Origin of the sequence: Kribbella sp. NPDC051137, from assembly GCF_040682535.1 — a bacterium.
GTDB lineage: Bacteria > Actinomycetota > Actinomycetes > Propionibacteriales > Kribbellaceae > Kribbella > Kribbella karoonensis.
This window is the reverse complement of the sequence record NZ_JBFBBI010000002.1, coordinates 1014398-1033385: the sequence shown is the minus strand read 5'-3', so window position 1 is coordinate 1033385 and position 18988 is coordinate 1014398. Positions and strand designations below refer to the sequence as shown.

At 70.2% G+C, this 18988-nt stretch carries 17 protein-coding genes; 7 read left to right on the top strand and 10 right to left on the bottom strand.

The annotated features are described in order from the left end of the window. Positions 1–78: 78 nt before the first annotated feature. The 5 genes from AB0M51_RS12450 to AB0M51_RS12430 all read left to right on the top strand — a co-directional run bounded on the left by AB0M51_RS12450 (position 79) and on the right by AB0M51_RS12430 (position 5464). Positions 79–762, top strand: a complete 684-nt coding sequence (locus AB0M51_RS12450) for an alpha/beta hydrolase (RefSeq protein WP_363749254.1) — start codon at positions 79–81, stop codon at positions 760–762. A 271-nt stretch (positions 763–1033) separates the two neighbouring features. Then, positions 1034–2551, top strand: a complete 1518-nt coding sequence (locus tag AB0M51_RS12445) for an alpha/beta hydrolase (protein ID WP_344187723.1) — start codon at positions 1034–1036, stop codon at positions 2549–2551. 56 nt (positions 2552–2607) lie between these two features. After that, positions 2608–3762, top strand: coding sequence for a histidine kinase (locus tag AB0M51_RS12440; RefSeq protein WP_344187724.1), 1155 nt, complete (start codon positions 2608–2610; stop codon positions 3760–3762). Further along, positions 3759–4415, top strand: coding sequence for a response regulator transcription factor (locus tag AB0M51_RS12435; protein WP_344187725.1), 657 nt, complete (start codon positions 3759–3761; stop codon positions 4413–4415). The genes AB0M51_RS12440 and AB0M51_RS12435 overlap by 4 nt, the downstream gene beginning before the upstream one ends. A gap of 74 nt (positions 4416–4489) precedes the next feature. Then, positions 4490–5464 (top strand): SDR family oxidoreductase, encoded by a 975-nt coding sequence (locus AB0M51_RS12430; RefSeq protein WP_363749251.1) that lies wholly within the window; start codon positions 4490–4492, stop codon positions 5462–5464. On the opposite strand, the gene AB0M51_RS12425 is transcribed toward AB0M51_RS12430, so the two are convergent. Continuing rightward, positions 5440–6888 (bottom strand): alpha-amylase family glycosyl hydrolase, encoded by a 1449-nt coding sequence (locus AB0M51_RS12425; protein ID WP_344187727.1) that lies wholly within the window; start codon positions 6886–6888, stop codon positions 5440–5442. The two genes, AB0M51_RS12430 and AB0M51_RS12425, sit on opposite strands and share 25 nt — an antisense overlap. A gap of 119 nt (positions 6889–7007) precedes the next feature. Between AB0M51_RS12425 and AB0M51_RS12420 the strand changes: the two genes are divergently transcribed. Then, on the top strand, positions 7008–7985 hold the full coding sequence (locus tag AB0M51_RS12420) for a TIGR03557 family F420-dependent LLM class oxidoreductase (RefSeq protein WP_344187728.1): 978 nt from the start codon (positions 7008–7010) through the stop codon (positions 7983–7985). Here AB0M51_RS12420 and AB0M51_RS12415 read toward each other — a convergent pair. Beyond that, positions 7971–8228: a metal-sensitive transcriptional regulator gene (locus AB0M51_RS12415; RefSeq protein ID WP_344187729.1), complete on the bottom strand. Its 258-nt coding sequence runs from the start codon at positions 8226–8228 to the stop codon at positions 7971–7973. The two genes, AB0M51_RS12420 and AB0M51_RS12415, sit on opposite strands and share 15 nt — an antisense overlap. An 86-nt stretch (positions 8229–8314) precedes the next feature. On the opposite strand from AB0M51_RS12415, the gene AB0M51_RS12410 reads away from it, so the two are divergent. After that, positions 8315–9697: an MBL fold metallo-hydrolase gene (locus AB0M51_RS12410; RefSeq protein ID WP_344187730.1), complete on the top strand. Its 1383-nt coding sequence runs from the start codon at positions 8315–8317 to the stop codon at positions 9695–9697. A gap of 141 nt (positions 9698–9838) precedes the next feature. Here the strand turns inward: AB0M51_RS12410 and AB0M51_RS12405 are convergent, their stop codons facing one another. The 8 genes from AB0M51_RS12405 to dnaK form a co-directional block, all read right to left on the bottom strand. Next, positions 9839–10786, bottom strand: coding sequence for a winged helix-turn-helix domain-containing protein (locus AB0M51_RS12405; protein ID WP_344187731.1), 948 nt, complete (start codon positions 10784–10786; stop codon positions 9839–9841). Positions 10787–10820: 34 nt separating this feature from the next. Next, positions 10821–11873, bottom strand: a complete 1053-nt coding sequence (locus AB0M51_RS12400) for a M23 family peptidase (protein WP_344187732.1) — start codon at positions 11871–11873, stop codon at positions 10821–10823. Between the two features lie 104 nt (positions 11874–11977). After that, entirely contained in the window at positions 11978–12628 is a 651-nt protein-coding gene (locus tag AB0M51_RS12395; protein WP_344187733.1) for a BON domain-containing protein, read from the bottom strand. Then, positions 12621–15263: an ATP-dependent chaperone ClpB gene (gene clpB, locus AB0M51_RS12390; protein WP_344187734.1), complete on the bottom strand. Its 2643-nt coding sequence runs from the start codon at positions 15261–15263 to the stop codon at positions 12621–12623. The genes AB0M51_RS12395 and clpB overlap by 8 nt, the downstream gene beginning before the upstream one ends. Next, positions 15254–15559, bottom strand: a complete 306-nt coding sequence (locus AB0M51_RS12385; protein WP_344187735.1) for a chaperone modulator CbpM — start codon at positions 15557–15559, stop codon at positions 15254–15256. Before AB0M51_RS12385 ends, clpB begins: the two co-directional genes overlap by 10 nt. Continuing rightward, positions 15556–16410: a DnaJ C-terminal domain-containing protein gene (locus tag AB0M51_RS12380; RefSeq protein WP_344187736.1), complete on the bottom strand. Its 855-nt coding sequence runs from the start codon at positions 16408–16410 to the stop codon at positions 15556–15558. The genes AB0M51_RS12385 and AB0M51_RS12380 overlap by 4 nt, the downstream gene beginning before the upstream one ends. A gap of 4 nt (positions 16411–16414) precedes the next feature. Further along, positions 16415–16927, bottom strand: a complete 513-nt coding sequence (locus tag AB0M51_RS12375) for a nucleotide exchange factor GrpE (RefSeq protein WP_344187737.1) — start codon at positions 16925–16927, stop codon at positions 16415–16417. Then, the gene (gene dnaK / locus AB0M51_RS12370; RefSeq protein WP_344187738.1) at positions 16927–18786 is read right to left on the bottom strand and encodes a molecular chaperone DnaK; all 1860 of its coding nucleotides are present in this window, start codon (positions 18784–18786) and stop codon (positions 16927–16929) included. Before dnaK ends, AB0M51_RS12375 begins: the two co-directional genes overlap by 1 nt. Between the last annotated feature and the right edge of the window lie 202 nt (positions 18787–18988).

Here is an 18988-nt window from a genome sequence, read left to right as displayed (position 1 = left end):
CCTAGCATAAGCGTTGACGATCGATACGATCGGAAATCATCGCTTTTCGTGATTCACCGACGGCCCTAGCGTGGTGCCATGACCCAGATGAGAACGTACGTGTTGATCCACGGTGGCGGCGACGTCGGCTGGTCCTGGCACCTGGTCGCCGCCGAGCTCCGGCGCCGCGGACACGAGGTGGTGGCTCCGGATCTGCCCGGCGACGAGTCCGCCACGTTCACCGACTACGCCGACGCGGTGATCGATGCCGTCGGCAACCGGGACGGCCTGGTCGTCGTCGGGCACTCGTTCGGCGGATACACCGCACCACTCGTCGCCGATCGACTCGGTGCCGACCTGCTGGTGCTGGTGGCCGCGATGATCCCCGCACCCGGTGAATCTCCGGCGGACTGGGGACGTACCACCGGATACGCCGAGGCGGTGCGAGCGGCCGCCGCCCGCGATGGTGGCCTCACCGGCAGCTCCGATCCGTACGTAGGCTTCCTCCACGACGTACCGCGCCCACTCGCCGACGAGGCGATGCGGAGGTCGCGGGAGCACCCGTCGCCGGCCGGGAGGACCGAGCCGTGGCCGCTGCAGGCCTGGCCGGCCATCCCGACCAGGTTCGTGCTCTGCACCGAAGACCGCTGCTTCCCGCCGGACTTCCTGCGCAAGCTCGCGGTGGACCGTCTCGGCATCGTCCCCGACGAGATCACCGCCGGCCACTGCGTCGCGCTCAGCCGACCGACCGAGCTGGCGGAGCTCCTCGACAGCTACCGATGAACTCGGCCCCTGGCGTGCGTTCGGCACTCTGGCGGCCGATCTTCGACGATCTCGCCGAGCCCGCTGTCGTGGCGCGGCACCGACCCTGCAGCGTACGCCGCCGACGCTTCGCTGACGGTCAGATCTGGTTCGTACCTCCGTCGACGGAGAAGTTCGCGCCTAGTACTTTCGGCCAGGGTGTGGATCAGCCGCGCGCTTGATGTGGGAGGACGGCGCTGATCGGCAGAGTGACTGCTGTCAGAGACGCGTACCGGCCGGAGGGAAAGTCAGGATGCGAAAGGTTGTGACCATCGCCGTCGCGGCTGCCGCAGTGGCAACAGCGACGACCTCGGGGGTTTCGCAAGCGGGGACGGTGAACGCTGCGACGCCTGTGCAGAACATCAAGTGGGGCGAGTGTGACAAGGACGTCGGCGACGGGCTGCCGTTGCCGGAGGGAATGCAGTGCGGGACGTTGAAGGTCCCGCTGGACTACCAGAAGCCCCAGGGCCGCACGATCGACATCGCGGTCTCGCGGCTGCCCAGCAAAAACCCGGAGAAGCGCCGCGGCATCCTGCTGATCAACCCGGGCGGTCCGAGCCCGGGTCTCGGCTACCAGGCGGTCCTGGTGGCGGCGAAGATGCCGCAGGCCGTGCTGGACAGCTACGACCTCATCGGCTTCGACCCACGAGGGATGGGCCGGAGTACGCCGGTGAAGTGTGATCTGACCGAGGAACAGCAGCTCTTCGGCAACATCCCGCCGTACGCGCGGAACACGGCCGACGTCGCGAAGCGCGCCGAGCAGTCGCAGCAGATCGCCGAGCAGTGCGCGGCCTCGGACACCGCCTGGATGCTGCCGTACGTCAGCGCCAAGAACACTGCGCGCGACCTGGACAGCATCCGGACCGCGCTGGGCGAGCAGAAGGCGTCGTACCTCGGGGCGTCCTGGGGTACGTACCTCGGTGCCGTCTACGCCACGATGTTCCCGGAACGCACCGACCGGGTCGTCCTGGACAGCAACCTCGGCCCGGCCGGCTGGGACTACGAGAGCCAGCGGCTGTGGTCGCAGGGGGTCGATGACCGCTTCCCCGACTTCGCGAAGTACGTCGCCGCGAACTACCGCGAGTACGGCCTCGGCCGGACGGCGGCACAGGTGAAGGCGAAGTACCTGCAGCTCGCCGCGCGCCTGGACAGGACGCCGGTCAAAGGTCCGGATGTGGTGTGGGACGGGGTCCTGTTCCGGCTGATCACGTTCGCCTACTCGTACGCCGCGACGCAGCAGCCCGCCCTTGCCGGGGTCTTCAAGGCGCTCGAGGCGAACCAGCCTCCTCCGCCGCTGCCCGCGAGCGAGAACGCCAAGGCGACGGCAGCCGGTGCGGACAACCTGATCTCCGCGCGCTATTACATGATCTGCAACGACTCGCACTGGCCGACGTCCCTGCAGTCGTACCAGCGGAACGTGGCGATCGACCGGATCCGGCACCCGCTGTTTGGTGCGGCCGGAGCGAACGTCAACCCGTGTGCCTACTGGCCGAAGCCGGTCGAGGAACCTGTGAGGATCGGCGACAACGGCCCGTCGAACGTGCTGATGGTGCAGAATCTCCGCGATCCCGCAACGCCGCTGGCAGGCGCCGAGCAGCTGCGGAAGGCGTTGGGCGACCGCGCCCGGATGGTGACGGCCGACCAGGGCGGGCACGGCGTCTACCTGCTGAACAAGAACCAGTGCGCGAACACGGCCGCGACATCGTTCCTGCTGACCGGCCGGTTGCCGGAGCGCGACTACCACTGCTCGGCGGACGCAGCACCCCGCTGATACTCCGTTCTACAAGGAAGGCGACGTACCCGGTGATCGGAAGTACCAACCGGACCTTGGGCCGCATCTTGATCGGCCTCGAGCTGGTGGCCTTGGTCGGCTTCAACGGCGACGAAGCGGTACGCCGGTTGTTCCTGCACGACCAGGCCACGCCGGGCGGTATCGCGTTCTTCGTGACCGGGGCGGTGATCAGCGCGCTGGCGCTGCTGCGGCGCCGGTACCCCGGAGCGATCGCGCAGTTCGTCGCGTCCGCGTTCGCAGTCTCGCTGATCTGCAGCGCGGTGGGCTTCTTCGTGAAGCCGGCCGCGCCGTTCGGCGGTGACGCCGAGACCGTCGCGCTGGCGCTGCTGATCGGAGCCGGTTGCCATCGGCTCCGATCGCTGCCGGCGGCGGCAGTCGCGACAGTCGGTGGACTGGCGCTCGTCACGGCGCCGATGCTCCGCTACGGCAGGGATTCGACCACGCTCACGCTCGCGGTGTTCTGGACGATCCTGTGGGGCTGCAGTGTCGCGATCGGGCTGATGCTGCGGGACGCCGACGCGCGCCGCGAGGCGGCGCTGGCGGCGGCGCGGAACCGGGAGCGGCTCGCCCTCGCCCGGGAGCTGCACGACCTGGTCGCCCACCACATCACCGGAGTGGTGGTCCGGACCCAGGCCGCCCAGGTAGTACTTGCCGAAGGCCCCGAACAGGAGTTGCTGCGCGAGATCGAGGGCGCCGGCGCCGAGGCACTGGCCGCCGTACGGCGCCTCGTGACGATGCTTCGCAGCCCTGAGCCGACCGTGCCACTCACTTCCGACGGTCTGGTGGAGGCTGTCGAGGCGGCCGCCGACGGTCACCCGAACGTTGACCTGCGGCTGGCGCCGAACCTGGACGACCTGACCGTAACACCGGAGACGGTGTCGACCGTGCATCGCGTCGTGCTGGAATCGTTGACGAATGTCCGCAAACACGCGCCCGACGCACGGACGGTGACAGTCACGGTGGAGCCGACGACCGGGCAGGGCGAACCTCTACTCCGCGTAGAGGTCAGGAACGACGGGGTTCGGCCGCGACGCCCGGCCGGTGGGTACGGGCTGGTCGGCATGCGGGAGCGGATCGACGCACTGGACGGCAAGCTGACCGCAGGTCCCGAGGACGACGAGTGGCGCGTCCGCGCCGAACTCCCGCTTCCTGATGGAGCGGCGGAACCGGAGAAGGGAACGGCACTGTGACATCGCGGACTCTGCGGATCCTGCTGGCGGACGACCAGGCACTGGTCCGTACCGGCTTCCGGCTGATCCTGGAACGCGAGGCCGGCATCGAGGTCGTCGGCGAGGCGGAGGACGGCAAGCAGGCGGTCGCGCTCGCTCGGGAGCTGCGGCCGGATGTCACGCTGATGGACATCCGGATGCCGCAGCTGGACGGCATCAGCGCGACCCGGTTGCTCGCCGGACCGGAGGTGGCCGATCCGCTACGCGTGCTGGTGGTCACGACCTTCGACCTGGATGAGCTCGTGCACGAGGCCTTGCACGCGGGCGCGTGTGGCTTCCTGCTGAAGGACGCCGGCCCGCGGCTGCTCGTCGAAGCCGTGCACGCCGCCGCGAACGGCGACTCCTTGGTGTCGCCGTCGATCACAACCAGGCTGCTGCGGCACTTCGGTACGCCGAGCGGCAGGACACGCCGCGCCGTACCGCCGCTGACCGAACGTGAGCTCGAGGTGACGCGATCGGTCGCTCGCGGCCGGACGAACGCCGAGATCACCGACGAACTGGTGATCTCGCTGTCGACGGTGAAGTCACACCTCGCCTCGGTCCAGCGCAAGATCCAGGCCCGCAACCGGACCGAGATCGCTGTCTGGGCCTGGGAGTCGGGCATCGTCCGCTGAACCGCTGTTCACCGAGCCCCGCGTTATTTGTGCGGCGGATGGGGCACCCGGTGGGTATGGGACGGGTTGTGGTGGTGACGGGAGCCAGCGGTGGCGTCGGGCGGGCGGCCGCGGTGGAGTTCGCGCGGCGCGGGGACCGGGTCGCGTTGCTGGCCCGGGGGCGCGAGGGGCTGGAAGGTGCGGCGCGCGATGTCGCGGACGCGGGCGGCGTGCCGCTGGTGATCCCGCTCGACGTGGCGGACTACGGTCAGGTCGAGGCGGCAGCCGATCAGGTCGAGAAGGAGCTCGGGCCGATCGACGTCTGGGTGAACGTCGCCTTCACGTCGGTGTTCGCGCCGTTCGACGAGATCGACCCCAGCGAGTTCAAGCGGGTCACGGAGGTCACCTACCTCGGGTACGTGTACGGGACCCGCGTCGCGCTGGCCCGGATGAAACCCCGTGACCACGGCACGATCGTGCAGGTCGGGTCGGCGCTGGCGTACCGCGGGATCCCGTTGCAGTCGGCGTACTGCGGGGCGAAGCACGCCATCCAGGGCTTCCACGACTCGCTGCGCTGCGAGCTGATGCACGACAAGTCGCAGGTCCGCGTGACGATGGTGCAACTACCCGCGGTGAACACACCGCAGTTCTCCTGGGTGCTGTCACGGCTGCCGAAGCATCCGCAGCCCGTACCGCCGATCTTCCAGCCGGAGGTCGCCGCGGACGCGGTCGTCTACGCAGCCGGCCATCCGGGACGCCGCGAGTACTGGGTCGGCGGCCCGACGGCTCTGACCATCATGGCGAACAAGTTCGCCGCCGGCCTCCTCGACCGCTACCTGGCGCGGACCGGCTACACGTCGCAGCAGACCGATCTGCCGAACGAGCAGGCCGCGAACCTCTGGAATCCCGCGGACAACCGCGGCCGGGACTACGGCGCTCACGGGGTGTTCGACGACCGCTCCACCGCCCGCAGCTACCAGGTCTGGGCCGCCCGCCACCGTGGCCTGCTCGGCGGTGCGGCCGCCGCGGCGGCCGTTACCGCCGCCTACTTCACCCGCAGCCACCGATAGCCGTACCCGCCGAGCACCACGTCCTTCTCGGTCTTCTCGTACGTCTGATCGGCGAGCAGGTCCGCCTCGTGCTCGATCTCGAGGTGGACCTCTTCGTCGGCGAGGTTCGCGAGCATCAGTACGGCGTCCTCGCCGCGACGATGCAGGACGCCGAAGACCGACGGCTGGTCGAACGCGACCGGCTCCGCGTGCCGCTGCGGCAGTCCGCCGAGCTCGTGCCGGGACCGCACCAGTTGTGCGATCCGGCTGAGCAGCGAGCCCGGTTCCAGCTCCTGCCGTTCGGCGGCCGCCCAGTCCATCGGCGTCCGGACCGCCTCCCGCTCGGGCAGCGACAGGTCCTCGTCCATCCCGATCTCCTCGCCGTACCGGACGATCGGCACGCCGGGCAGCGAGATCATGGTGGCGTGCGCCATCGCGATCCGGCGTACGTCGAAGTCCAGCATCGGAGCGATCCGGCGCCGGATGCCGCGGCCGTAGGCGCGCATGTTCTCGTCCGGCGCGAACGCCGCCATCACCTCGGCGCGCTCGTCGTCGGCCAGCAGGGCCAGGTTGAGCTCGTCCTGGTTGCGCAGCCAGTTCAGGTACGTGCAGCCGTCCGGCGGCTCGGGCTGCTGACGCATCGCCCGGCGCAGCGGCTCGGCGTCGCGACGGGCGAGCGCGAGGAACAGCAGGTTGTTCGTCCAGAAGTCCAGGATCCCCGACAGCCGGTCGCCGTTGCCGAAGTAGTTGTCGTACGACGACGGCGGCGAGTCCACCTCGCCCATCAACGGCGCGCCGTCCGCGAACCCGGCCAGCTCGTCCAGGATCCAGAACCCGTCGTCCCGTCCGTCCCGGACCGCCGCCTGCCGGACCATGTGCGGTACGGCGTCGACCCGGAACCCGTCGGCGCCGTGGTCGAGCCAGTGCCGGACGGTCTTCCCGATGTCCGCGCGGACATCCGGGTGCCCGACGTCGAGGTCGGGCTGATGCCAGTAGAACGCGTGCCGGTAGTACATGCCGGCGTGGTCGTCGTACGCCCAGATCGAGTCCTCCACACCCGCGAACACCGGCTGCTTCACGACCTCGTCCTCGTGCGGCTCGTGCGCCCAGACATAGAAGTCGCGGTACGGCGACGTCGGGGTTTCGCGCGCCGACCGGAACCACGGGTGCGCGCTCGACGTGTGCTGCATGACCAGCCCGATCACGACCCGCAGCCCGAGCTGGTGACAGCGGTCGGCCAGCTCGTCGAAGTCCGCCATCGTCCCGAACCGCTGCGACACGCCGCGGTGGTCGACCACGTCGAACCCGCCGTCGCGGTACGGCGAGACGTAGAAGGGCTGGATCCACACGGTATCGGCGCCGAGCGCCCGGATGTGGTCGAGCCGCCTGCGGATACCGCTCAGGCCGCCGTCGGCGAAGGCGCCCGGCGCAAGTTGATAGATCACTCGTCCGTCCAGAGTCAGCACACCTGCCGGGTACCCGTCGCGATCATCGGCAATCGGGGCGATTGCAGGACCCGGCGGCGGGCACCCGGGAAGGGAGACCTACTGATCGGAGGGTGCAGGTGAAGATCGGATACTTCCTGTCCAGCGAGGAGTACACGCCCGCCGAGCTGATCGAGCAGGCGCGACTGGCCGAGGAGGCCGGGTTCGACGGGTTGTGGATCAGCGACCACTTCCACCCGTGGAACGACGAGCAGGGCCAGAGCGCGTTCGTCTGGTCGACGATCGGCGCGATCTCGCAGGTCTGCGAGCTGCCGGTGACGACCGCGGTCACCTGCCCGACGGTGCGGATCCACCCGGCGGTGATCGCGCAGGCGGCCGCGACCAGCGCGGTGCTGCTGAACGGGCGGTTCCGGCTCGGCGTCGGCACCGGCGAGGCGCTCAACGAGCACATCCTCGGCTCCGTCTGGCCGAGTGTCGACGTGCGGCTGGAGATGCTCGAGGAGGCGGTCGAGATCATGCGCCGGCTGTGGACGGAGGACGGATTCGTCAACCACCACGGGAAGCACTACACGGTCGACACCGCACGGATCTACACCCGGCCGGACGAGCCGCTGCCGATCTACATGTCCGGATTCGGGCCGGAGGCAACCGATGTCGCGGCGCGGATCGCGGACGGGTACCTGACCACCTCGCCGGATGCGGAGCTGCTGCAGAGGTTCCGGGACCACGGCGGCGGCGACAAGCCGGCCCAGGCCGGATTCAAGGTCAGCTACGCACCGACGGCGGACGAGGGCGCCGAGCAGGCCCACCGGATCTGGGCCAACTCCGGTCTGCCCGGTGAGCTCGCCCAGGTGCTGCCGTCCCCACGCCACTTCGAGCAGGCGAGCCAGCTGGTCAGCAAGGAATCCAGCGCCCGGTCGGTTGCCTGCGGCCCCGACGCGGGGGCTCACCTGGAGGCGTTCACGCCATACCTCCAGGCCGGCTTCGACGAGGTGTACGTCGCCAACATGGGCCCGTACTCCGTGGACATGCTCAACCTCTACCGCACCGAAGTACTCCCCGAGCTGCGCCTCCGGAAGGCTTCAGGCCAGCGATAGGAACAGCTTTTCCAGTTTGGCGGGGTCGAGGTCGCTGTCCTCGTCGGTGAGGCACTGCTGGAGGCCGGTGCTGACGATCGCGAATCCGGCGCGGGACAGAGCTTTGTTGACGGCGGCCAACTGGGTGAGGGCGGCTTCGCAGTCGGCGCCCTCCTCCAGCATCCGGATCACGCTGCCCAGGTGGCCGTGGGCGCGTTTCATCCGGGTGATGATCGGCTTGATCTCCTGCGGATCGAGGTCCATACGGCCGATTCTACATCCCCCCGGGGGGATGTGCTACGGTGTCTCTCGAACCCCCCAGGGGGATGCCGTTCAGTGAGGACCAGCCGATGAGCCGCCTGACGATCCGGACCGTCGAGACCCCGTCGCTCGGCGACCGCAGCTATCTCGTGCACGACGGCGAGGTGGCGTTCGTGGTCGATCCGCAGCGGGACATCGACCGGATCCTGGACCTGCTCCGCGCCGAGGACGTCCGGCTCACGCACGTCTTCGAGACGCACATCCACAACGACTACGTGACCGGCGGTCTCGCGCTGGCCCGTGCCACCGGTGCGGCGTACCTGATCAACGCCGACGACCAGGTCTCCTTCGAGAGAACGCCGCTCCGCGACGGCGACACGATCCGGATCGGCGCCCGGATGCGGATCCGCGCGATCCACACCCCCGGCCACACCTTCACGCACCTGTCTTACGCGCTCACCGACGACGACCTGCCGATCGCCGTGTTCACCGGCGGATCACTGCTGTACGGCGCGACCGGCCGGCCCGACCTGCTCGGCGCCGAGCACACCGAGGCACTGGTGCGCCACCAGCACCACTCCGCCCACAAGCTCGCGCAGGCGCTCCCGGACGAGACCGAGGTCTTCCCCACCCACGGCTTCGGCTCGTTCTGCTCGGCCACCCAGTCCGCGGCGACCGCGTCGACGATCGGCACCGAGAAGCGGCAGAACCCGGCACTCACCCAGGACGAGGCCGACTACGTCCGCGACCTTCTCGACGGTCTCGGTGCCTGGCCCGCGTACTACGCGCACATGGCCCCGGCCAACGCCGCCGGCCCCGACGCACCCGAGCTGTCGCTCCCCCAGCCCGCCGACGCCGCCGAGCTCGAACGGCGGATCCACGCCGGCGAATGGGTCGTCGACCTCCGCACCCGGACCGCCTTCGCCGCCGGACACGCGCCCGGCACGCTGAACTTCGGTCTCGACGGCGCGTTCGCGACGTACCTCGGCTGGCTGATCCCCTGGGGTACGCCGGTCACCTTGCTCGGGGCATCCGCGGCGGACGTCGCACAGGCCCAGCGCGAGCTGGTCCGGATCGGCGTCGACCCCGCGGCGCACGCCACCGGCGACCCCGGCCAGTGGAGCGCCGACCGGTCCGTGTCGTTCCCGACGGCGACGTTCGCCGACCTCGAGCAGGTCCGGCACCACCGCGACGTCGTCGTGCTGGACGTCCGGCGTGCCGAGGAGCACCGGTCGTCCGCGATCGTGGGCGCGGTCAACGTTCCGGTGCACGACCTGCCGCGACGGATCGCCGACGTACCGCCGGGCGAGCTCTGGGTACACTGCGCCGCCGGCTACCGCGCGTCGATCGCCGCGTCGTTCCTGCACGCGGCCGGACGGCAGCTCGTTGCCGTCGACGACCAGTTCGAGAATGCCGTGAAGATCGGCCTGACCATGAAGGAGAACGAGCATGTGCCGACCGGTCACGTGTAAGACCTGTTCGAAGACCACCTGGGCCGGCTGCGGCCAGCACGTCGCACAGGTCAAGGCGTCCGTCCCCGCCGATCTGTGGTGCCCAGGCCATCCGAAGGCGGAGCGCGAGGGCGGCAGCTGGCTGGGCAAACTGCTCGGACGTTAGGGCAGATCGGCGAGCTGGTCGCCCAGCGGAGTACGTTCGTAGACGACGGTGCGGCCGTCGCGACGGGCACGGACCAGGCCCTGGGCGGTCATCGCGCGCAGCGACTGGTTCGCGGCCGAGGGCGAGACACCGAACTGCTCCGCCAGCGAGGTCGTCGTCCGGCCGCTGCCGAGGGCCCGCAGGTAGCGCAGGCGGCGCGGGCTCAGGAGCGCGGTGCCGCCGGGCTCGCCCGGGTCGGTCCACATCGACCGCTGGTTGCCCGCCCCGTACATCACCATCGGGTCGGAGTCGGTCAGCGGCGTCGAGCTGCTCAGCGTGAACAGCGACGGTACGGCGAACAGCGGCCGCCCGCGGGTGGTCAGCACCAGGTCGTCGTCCTCGCGGCCGAGGATGTGCGCGGTGATCGAGGTCCGGTCCGCGCGAACGCCCGGACCGCAGCCGTTCAGCGTGGCGATCACGCCTTCCGCCGCCAGGGATCGGGCCCGGCACGCGACGTCCGCGTCGAGCACTGCCTGCATCCGCGACCAGTGTGGCTGGAACGCCAACCGCCAGTACGCCGCCAGCGCGTCCGCGAGCCGGTGACCGAACGACCGGCCGCACACCCCGAGCCCCCGCGGTACGCCGCCGACCGCGGACTCGATGTCCGCGCCGAGCGTCCCCAGGTCCTGGTCACGCAGGTACGCGAGCTGCGCGTTGATCGTCAGCGGCACACCGACCCGCGGGTTGAACAGGTCCGGCGTGTCGAACGTCGGCCCGATCAACCCGCGTAGTACGTCGAGCGGAAGCTGGTCGCGGACACCGCAGACGGCGGCGTACCAGGGTGCTTGCAGAGGGTACGAGGACGGCGCGCGCAGCGCTCGCAGCGAGTTGCCGAGCTCGGTGAGCGGGGACACCACGAAGCGCACCAGCCCGTAGTCTCCCGGCTCCAGCTGATAGCGCGCCACAGCAGATTCTAGGCACGCGCCGTCCCCGTGGGCATCAACTCACGCGGTTGTACATGTCGTTGCCCGGGCACGCGGTCACGCCCAGCCGGGTCGCGCATCCGGTGTACTGGCTGGAGCCGTTCCACCACGTCCAGCCGCCGATGGTGCGGCCGTTCAGCCAGGTGTACGTGCCGTTGTAGTTGGCGTCGTACGTCCGGAGGCTCCAGTGCACGTGGGCGCCGGTCGCGGAACCGCCCGCGCAGGTGTCCGTGCCGATGTTGCCGAGCAGTGCGCTGCTGCCGACGGCCGTCGCGTTGTAGTACGTCGCATTCCACATGTGGTAGTAGTCCGTCGAGAAGCCGTTCGGGTGGATCACGCGGGTCCAGCCACCGCCCGCGCCGCACATCGAGGTCGCGGTCCCGCTGCCCGACGAACGGACCCGGCCACTCGCGTTGCCGCCGGAGAAGTCGAGGCTGCTCCAGTAGCCGGTCGCGCCGTCGTTCGCGTGCGGGCCCCCGGTCAGGGTCATGTAGTAGTCGGGCATCCACGGGAGCAGCAGTCCGCCGGTGTTGGATACGGCGGCGAGGTTCGCCTTGTGGTCGGCGTACGCCGTCATCGTCTGGCGCTCTGCTGGTCCGACGAGCGGTGAGGTGGCGACGTAGCCGGCGAACGTGCGGTCGCCTTCGAGGCCGGCGACCCAGTGGCCGTTGACATTGCGGGCGATGTAGAGCCAGCCTTCCGGGCTGCCTTCGGCGGTGCGGGGCGCCTCGACGTAGGCGACACCGCGGGCCCACCCGGCGGTGGCAGTGCGGACGTCGACGACCACTCTGCGCCCCTCGGCGGCGAGCTTGCCGACGGCAACTGCTGGGGCGAGACCGTTGGCGTCGTGGGATCGGGAAAGGATGCCAGCGGCAACCGTATCCACCAGGGACTTGCCACCGGCGCCGAGGGCCCCGGCAACCGCGGCGGGCAGCTTCACGGTGACGCCGGCACCAGGCTGTACCGCGTCCGCCGGCGGGGTGGATGCTGTGGCAGGCGGGGCGGCGAGGAGCAGGGTGACGAGAGCTAGGGTGGCGACGGTTGTCCTGCGGGACAGTTTCGAGGGCATGGGCGGGACCCTTCTGATCGGGCTGACGGGTGCCGCGAGTGTGGCAGACCCCAGGCGCCGCCACGAGAAGTTGAAGCCGAACCCTTAACGGTCGTCCGCGGCGGTCAGTTCACGATCTCGATCTGATTGACCACCTCGGTCACACCCGGCGACGCCCACGCGGCCGCGGCGGCCTCGAGCCGCTCGGCCAGCGACGTCGCGGTCCCGCCGAGCACCACCGTGGTGCCGTCCATCTCGACCGTGATCCCCTTCGCGTCGACCCGGGCGTTACGTTCCAGCGCGTCGACGATCGACTGCCGCACGTCCAGGGCGAGCGGCTCCGCCGCTACCAACCGGATGTCGTTCGTGACGCCCCTGACCGACTCCATCCGGCTGACCACGGTCTCCGCCTCGGCGCGCTGATGCTGCCAGCTCGCCGTACCGCTCAACGTCGCCCAACTGTCGACAATCCTCACGTCGACAGTCGACGGTACGCCGCTGTCCAGCACGAGCGCCTGAAGTACGGCACCGCGCAGGTCCGCGTCGTCCCGCCGCCCGGCATCCAGCGGCGTCACCACCAGCTCGTTACGCACCTCGACGACCCCGGCGACGTGCCGTACGTCGTTCTCCGCCTCGACTTTCTCGCGCAGCGACCCGACCGTCCCGCGCAACGTGGCCACGGCCTTCTCGACCGTCGCGACGATCGCGACACTGTCGACTTTCGGATCGTAGAAGATCGCGTCGTTGACATCACGCTGCAACTCGTCGTCACTCATCTGCTGCTCCAGTCACCGCGGGTGGGTTCTCGTACCGGACGGCCAGAGTGCCGTCGCCGGACAGCGTCACGTCGACCGTCGCGCCGTCCAGCACCTCGCCGCTCAGCAGCGCCCGGCCGACGCGGGTCTCGACCTCGCGGGAGATGAAGCGTCGCAGCGGGCGCGCGCCGTACACCGGGTCGAAGCCCTGCTCGGCGATGAACCGGAGTGCCTCCGGCGACACCACCAGCGTCATCTGCCGGTCCGCGAGCCGTGTCCGCAGGTCCCCGAACATGAGCTCGGCGACGTGCTCGATCTCCGGCAGCGTCAGCGGCTTGAAGAGCACGATCTCGTCGACCCGGTTCAGGAACTCCGGCCGGAAGTGGTGCCGCAGATCGGTCAGCACCGCCTCCCGGGCGTCCTCCGTGATCTGCCCGTCCGGCGTCACCCCGTCGAGCAGGTACGCCGACCCGAGGTTCGACGTCATGATGATCACGGTGTTCCGGAAGTCGACGGTCCGCCCCTGCGCGTCGGTCAGCCGGCCGTCGTCGAGGACCTGCAGCAGCGTGTTGAACACGTCCGCGTGCGCCTTCTCGATCTCGTCGAACAGCACCACCGAATAGGGCTTCCGGCGTACCGCCTCGGTCAGCTGGCCGCCTTCCTCGTATCCGACGTACCCGGGCGGCGCGCCCACCAGCCGGCTGACGGTGTGCCGCTCCTGGTACTCGCTCATGTCGATCCGGACGATGTTGTCCTCGGAGTCGAACAGCGCCGCCGCGAGCGCCTTCGCCAGTTCGGTCTTCCCGACCCCGGTCGGCCCGAGGAAGATGAACGACCCGATCGGCCGCCGCGGATCCTTGATCCCGGACCGGGCCCGGACGATCGCGTCCGCGACCAGCTGCACCGCCTCGTCCTGGCCGACGACCCGCTCGTGCAGTACGTCGTCCAGCCGGAGGATCTTCTCCCGCTCGCCTTCCTGCAGCCGGCTGACCGGGATGCCGGTCCAGCGCGCCACGATCGAGGCGATCTCCTCGTCGGTCACGACTTCGCGCAGCAACCGTCCCGCGCCCTGTTTCGTCGCGAGCTGTTCCTCCTCGGCGAGCAGCCGCCGTTCCAGCTCAGGCAACTGCCCGTGCCGCAGCTCGGCGGCCTTGTCGAGGTCGTACGAGCGTTCCGCCTGGTCGGCGTCCTGCCGGACCTGCTCGATCTGCCCGCGCAGCTCCTGGGTACGGCGTACCACCTGGCGTTCGGCCTCCCACCGCGCCCGCATCGCGTCCGACTCGGCGCGCAGCTCCGCCAGCTCCTTGCGCAGTTCCCCGAGCCGGTTCCTGCTCGCCGGGTCGTCCTCCTTCGCGAGCGCCGCGTCCTCGATCTCCAGTCGCCGTACCCGCCGGGTCAGCTCGTCCAGGTGCGCCGGCATCGAGTCGATCTCGGTGCGCAGCATCGCGCACGCCTCGTCGACCAGGTCGATCGCCTTGTCCGGCAGGAAACGGTCGCTGATGTAGCGATGGCTGAGCACCACGGACGCGACCAGCGCACCGTCCTGGATCTTCACGCCGTGGAACACCTCGAGCCGCTCCCGCAGCCCGCGCAGGATCGAGATCGCGTCCTCGACCGTCGGCTCGTCCACGACCACCGGCTGGAACCGGCGTTCGAGCGCCGCGTCCGGCTCGACGTGCTTGCGGTACTCGTCGAGCGTGGTCGCGCCGATCATGTGCAGCTCACCGCGGGCGAGCATCGGCTTGAGCATGTTGCCGGCGTCCATCGCGCCCTCGGTCGCGCCGGCGCCGACCACCGTGTGCAGTTCGTCGACGAACAGCAGGATCCGGCCCTCGGCCGCCGTGACCTCGTTGAGCACCGCCTTCAGCCGCTCCTCGAACTCACCGCGGTACTTCGCCCCGGCCACCAGCGCGGCGAGGTCGAGCGCGAACACCGCACGGTCCTTCAGCCCTTCGGGTACGTCGCCGTTCGCGATCCGTTGCGCCAGGCCCTCGACGATCGCGGTCTTCCCGACGCCGGGCTCACCGATCAGCACCGGGTTGTTCTTGGTCTTGCGGGACAGGATCTGGATCGTCCGGCGGATCTCCTGGTCCCGGCCGATCACCGGGTCCATCCGCCCGGTCCGCGCGTCGGCGACCAGTTCCCGCCCGTACTTCTCCAGCGCCTCGTACGACGCCTCGGGCAGCGCCGAGGTGACCCGCTGGTTGCCGCGGATCGCGGTCAGCGCCTGGAGGAACTTGTCCCGCGTCAACCCCTGCTCACGGGTCCGGCGGCCCGCCGCGGTGTCGGCGCCCTCCTCCAGCAGCGCCATCACGAGATGCTCGACGGAGACGTACTCGTCCTTGAGCCGCCTGGCCTCCCGCTCGGCGGTGTCGAAGAGCTTCGACAGCCGTTGCGTCACGTACACCTGGCCGGGTTGCGCGCCCGGGCCGGTCACCTTCGGGCGGCGGTCGAGATCGGCCTCCAGGTCTGCCCGCAGCCGGTCCGGGTCGGTGCCCGCCTGCGCGAGCAGCTTGGGGACCAGGCCGTCGGGCTGGTCCAGCAGCGCGAGCAGCAGGTGCTCGCCGTCCACCTCGGTGTGCCCGTGGCGGAGTGCCTTCGTCTGCGCGTCGTGCAGCGCCTCCTGCGACTTCTGCGTCAGGTGGTTCAGATCCATGTCCGGTCTCCGAAGTGTCGGGTACGGAGTGCTGGTTCCTGGGCGGCGAGCCGGTCGAGCAGGTCGAGCACCAGCCCGATCGCCGCGTAGTTGAGCGAGAAGGCCGCCCGCAGCCGCTGGATCCGCGCGACCACCGCGACGTCGCCGTACTCGAACCACACCCGGCCGCCGCTCACCCGCGCCGGCTCGAGCAAACCCAGCGCCACGAATCGACCGATCAGCTGCGGATGTACGTCTGTCAACCGGGCGAACGCGTCGAGATCGAGCAGCAGCGGCCGGGCCAGCGCGGTACTCATCGCGACTTCCCCCGTTCGAGCGTGGCGAGCTGTTCGTAGAGGCGGTGTTCTTCGTCGGACAGCTTCTCCGGGAGGATGATGCGGACCTCGGCGTACAGGTCGCCGTTCCGGAGGCCGCGGCCCTTCAGACGCAGACGTTTGCCGCTCGACGTACCGCCGGGCACCCGGAGCTTCACCTGGCCGCCGGGAGTGTCGAGGGCGAGCCGGGCGCCGAGCGCGGCCTCCGCCGGCGACACCGGGAGGTCGGCGTAGATGTCGCGGCCCTCAACCCGGTATCGCTGGTCAGGAAGGAGCCTGACGATCAGGTACAGGTCGCCGGCGGGCGCGTCGCCACTCCCCCGGCCGCCTTCACCGGACAGCCGGATCCGCTGCCCGTCGGTCACTCCGGCCGGGATCGTCACCTCGATCGTCCGGCCGCCGATCGTCAACCGCCGGTGGCCGCCCCGGTACGCCTCGACGATCGAGAGCTCGAGCTCCGCCTCCTGGTCCGCGCCCGGAATCGGGCCCCAGCCACGCCGCCCGCCGAACATCCCACCGAAGAGATCCTCGAGATCGATGTCTCCGGCATCGAACGGAGCACTCCGGCGCCCGCGCTGAGACCGCGCCCAGGACTCCGGGTCGACGTCCGGCGGCACCCGCCGGAAGTCGTCGCCGAACGCGTCGTACCGCTTCCGCTGCGCGGGGTCCGACAGTACGTCGTACGCCTCGGAGACCTGCTTGAACTTCTCCTCCGCGCCGGGGTCCTTGTTGATGTCCGGGTGGTACTGCCGCGCCAGCTTCCGGTAGGCCCGCTGCAGCTCGTCGGCCGACGCGTCCCGGCCGACCCCGAGCAACTCGTAGAAATCGGCCATGGCGTTACTGCTTCGCGACGACGACCGACGCCGGCCGGAGCAAGGCGTCCGCCGTCCCGTAACCGGCCCGGACCACGGCGATCACCGTGCCCGGCTCCGCGTTCGGATCGGCCAGCATGCTGACGGCCTCGTCGACGGCGGGGTCGAACGGCTCGCCGGTCGGGTCGAACCGCGGGTACCCGAGGCGGTCCAGGGCAGCGACGGCCTGTTGGTGGACCGCCTTGATCCCTTCGACGACCGCCTCGGCGCCCGTGCCCGCGTGCTGGAGCGCCAGCTCGAGGTTGTCCACGACCGGGAGCCAGCCGGCCGCGGCCCGGGCGCGCTCGGCGGCGCGCTCCCGGTCCAGGTCGCGCTGGTAGCGCTTGCGCAGGTTGTCCAGGTCGGCCGCCGTACGGCGCAGCTGGTCGTCGAGCCGGGCGATCTCTGCCTCGCCCGGCGTCTCCGGGTGCCCCTTGTCCGACTCGTCCGCGAACGCCGCCTCGCTCACCTTGTCCGAGAGCGCTTCCTCGCCGGACATCAGTCCACCGTGAAGTCGGCGTCGATCACGTCGTCGTCATCGGGGGCCGGGCCCGGCTGGTCGGCGGGCCGGCTCGCCAGCAGGCTCTGGTACACCTGCTGCAGCTCCTGCGTCAGCGGCCGTACCCGATCGGCCCCGGCACCGTCCTTGACCGCCTGCCGCGCATCCGCGACCAGCGTCTCGGCGCGGGCCTTCTCGTGGACTGCGACCGCCTCGCCGAGCTCGCCCAGCCGCCGGTCGACCTGGTACGCCACCGCGTCCAGCTCGTTCCGCGCGTCGACGTCCGCCCGCAACCGGGTGTCTTCGGAACGGTGCTGCTCGGCGTCCGCGACCATCCGGTCCACCTCGGCGGAGTCCAGCGCGGAGCTCTCGGTGATCGTGATCGCCTGCTCGGCGCCGGTGTCCTTGTCCTTCGCGGACACGTTCAGGATCCCGTTCGCGTCGATGTCGTAGGTGACCTCGATCTGCGGCTCGCCGCGACCGGCCGCCCGGATCCCCTCCAGCCGGAACCGCCCGATCACCCGGTTGTCCGCGGCCCGCTCGCGTTCACCCTGCAGTACGACGATGTCGACCGCGTTCTGGTCGTCCTCCGCGGTACTGAACGTCTCGGTCCGCCGAGCCGGGATCGTGGTGTTCCGCTCGATCACCTTGGTCATCATGCCGCCGAGCGTCTCGACGCCGAGCGACAGCGGCGTGACGTCGAGCAGCAGCACGTCCTTCAGCTCGCCCTTGATGATCGCGGCCTGGGTCGCCGCACCGATCGCGACCACCTCGTCCGGGTTCACGGTCATGTTCGGGTCCTTGCCGCCGGTCAGCCGCCGGACCAGCTGCTGAACGGCGGGGATCCGGGTCGAGCCGCCGACCAGGATCACCTCGTCGAGGTCGTTCGCGGTCACCTTCGCGTCGGCCATCGCCTGCTGCACCGGCCCCAGGCAGCGCTCGACGAGATCGTGGGTGATCTCGTCGAACGTCGACCGCATCACGGTCACCACCAGGTGCTTCGGCCCGGTCGACGTCGCGGTCACGAACGGCAGGTTGACGTGCGTCTGGGTCACCGACGACAGCTCGACCTTGGCCTTCTCGGCCGCCTCGAAGAGCCGCTGCAGCGCCTGCGCGTCGTCCCGGAGGTCGACGCCCTCGGCCTTCTTGAACTCGTCGGCCAGGTAGTCGACCAGCCGCCGGTCGAAGTCGTCGCCACCGAGGTGCCCGTCACCCGAGGTCGACAGCACCTCGACGACCCCGTCGCCGACCGTCAGGATGCTGACGTCGAAGGTCCCGCCGCCCAGGTCGAACACCAGGACGGTCTCGTTCTCCTTCTTGTCCAGCCCGTACGCCAGCGCCGCCGCGGTCGGCTCGTTGATGATCCGCAGCACCTCCAGCCCGGCGATCTTCCCGGCGTCCTTGGTCGCCTGCCGCTGGGTGTCGTTGAAGTACGCCGGAACCGTGATCACCGCCTCGGTGACCTTCTCGCCGAGGAACTTCGACGCGTCCTCGACGAGCTTGCGCAGGACCAGCGCGGAGATCTCCTCGGGCGCGTAGAGCTTGCCCCGGACGTCGAACCGCACCGACCCGTCGGGGCCGTCGACCACGTCGAACGAGACCGCGGTCAGCTCGCTGCTGACCTCGTCGTACCGGCGGCCGATGAACCGCTTCGCCGAGTAGATCGTGCCCTTCGGGTTCAGGATCGCCTGCCGCCGGGCGAGCTGGCCGACCAGCCGCTCGCCGTCCTCGGTGAACGCCACCACCGAGGGGGTCGTCCGGGATCCCTCGCCGTTCGCGATCACCGTCGGGTGACCGCCCTCTACCACCGCGATCACCGAGTTGGTGGTCCCGAGGTCGATACCGACCGCCTTCGCCATCTCAGCCTCCGTCCGTGCTCGGTCCGTTCCCCGGCGCGGTCGTTGCCCAAGGCACCGGCCCTGCACCGACCCGGTACCGGCCCGGGCGGCCGGCCGGGAACCGCCGTACGCCGGGAACGTGCCGGACGCTACCGCCGCGCCGCGACGCCGGCGGCGGATCGCCCGGGTCTTTGTCCGAAGCGACCGACCGGGTTGTCCGAAC

Bases quoted from the DNA above. Each gene is read 5' to 3' on its own strand.
- AB0M51_RS12450 (WP_363749254.1), top strand. From the start codon at position 79: ATGACCCAGATGAGAACGTACGTGTTGATCCACGGTGGCGGCGACGTC.
- AB0M51_RS12445 (WP_344187723.1), top strand. From the start codon at position 1,034: ATGCGAAAGGTTGTGACCATCGCCGTCGCGGCTGCCGCAGTGGCAACA.
- AB0M51_RS12415 (WP_344187729.1), bottom strand. From the start codon at position 8,228: ATGGACCTCGATCCGCAGGAGATCAAGCCGATCATCACCCGGATGAAA.
- AB0M51_RS12410 (WP_344187730.1), top strand. From the start codon at position 8,315: ATGAGCCGCCTGACGATCCGGACCGTCGAGACCCCGTCGCTCGGCGAC.
- AB0M51_RS12400 (WP_344187732.1), bottom strand. From the start codon at position 11,873: ATGCCCTCGAAACTGTCCCGCAGGACAACCGTCGCCACCCTAGCTCTC.
- AB0M51_RS12395 (WP_344187733.1), bottom strand. From the start codon at position 12,628: ATGAGTGACGACGAGTTGCAGCGTGATGTCAACGACGCGATCTTCTAC.
- clpB (WP_344187734.1), bottom strand. From the start codon at position 15,263: ATGGATCTGAACCACCTGACGCAGAAGTCGCAGGAGGCGCTGCACGAC.
- AB0M51_RS12385 (WP_344187735.1), bottom strand. From the start codon at position 15,559: ATGAGTACCGCGCTGGCCCGGCCGCTGCTGCTCGATCTCGACGCGTTC.
- AB0M51_RS12380 (WP_344187736.1), bottom strand. From the start codon at position 16,410: ATGGCCGATTTCTACGAGTTGCTCGGGGTCGGCCGGGACGCGTCGGCC.
- AB0M51_RS12375 (WP_344187737.1), bottom strand. From the start codon at position 16,927: ATGTCCGGCGAGGAAGCGCTCTCGGACAAGGTGAGCGAGGCGGCGTTC.
- dnaK (WP_344187738.1), bottom strand. From the start codon at position 18,786: ATGGCGAAGGCGGTCGGTATCGACCTCGGGACCACCAACTCGGTGATC.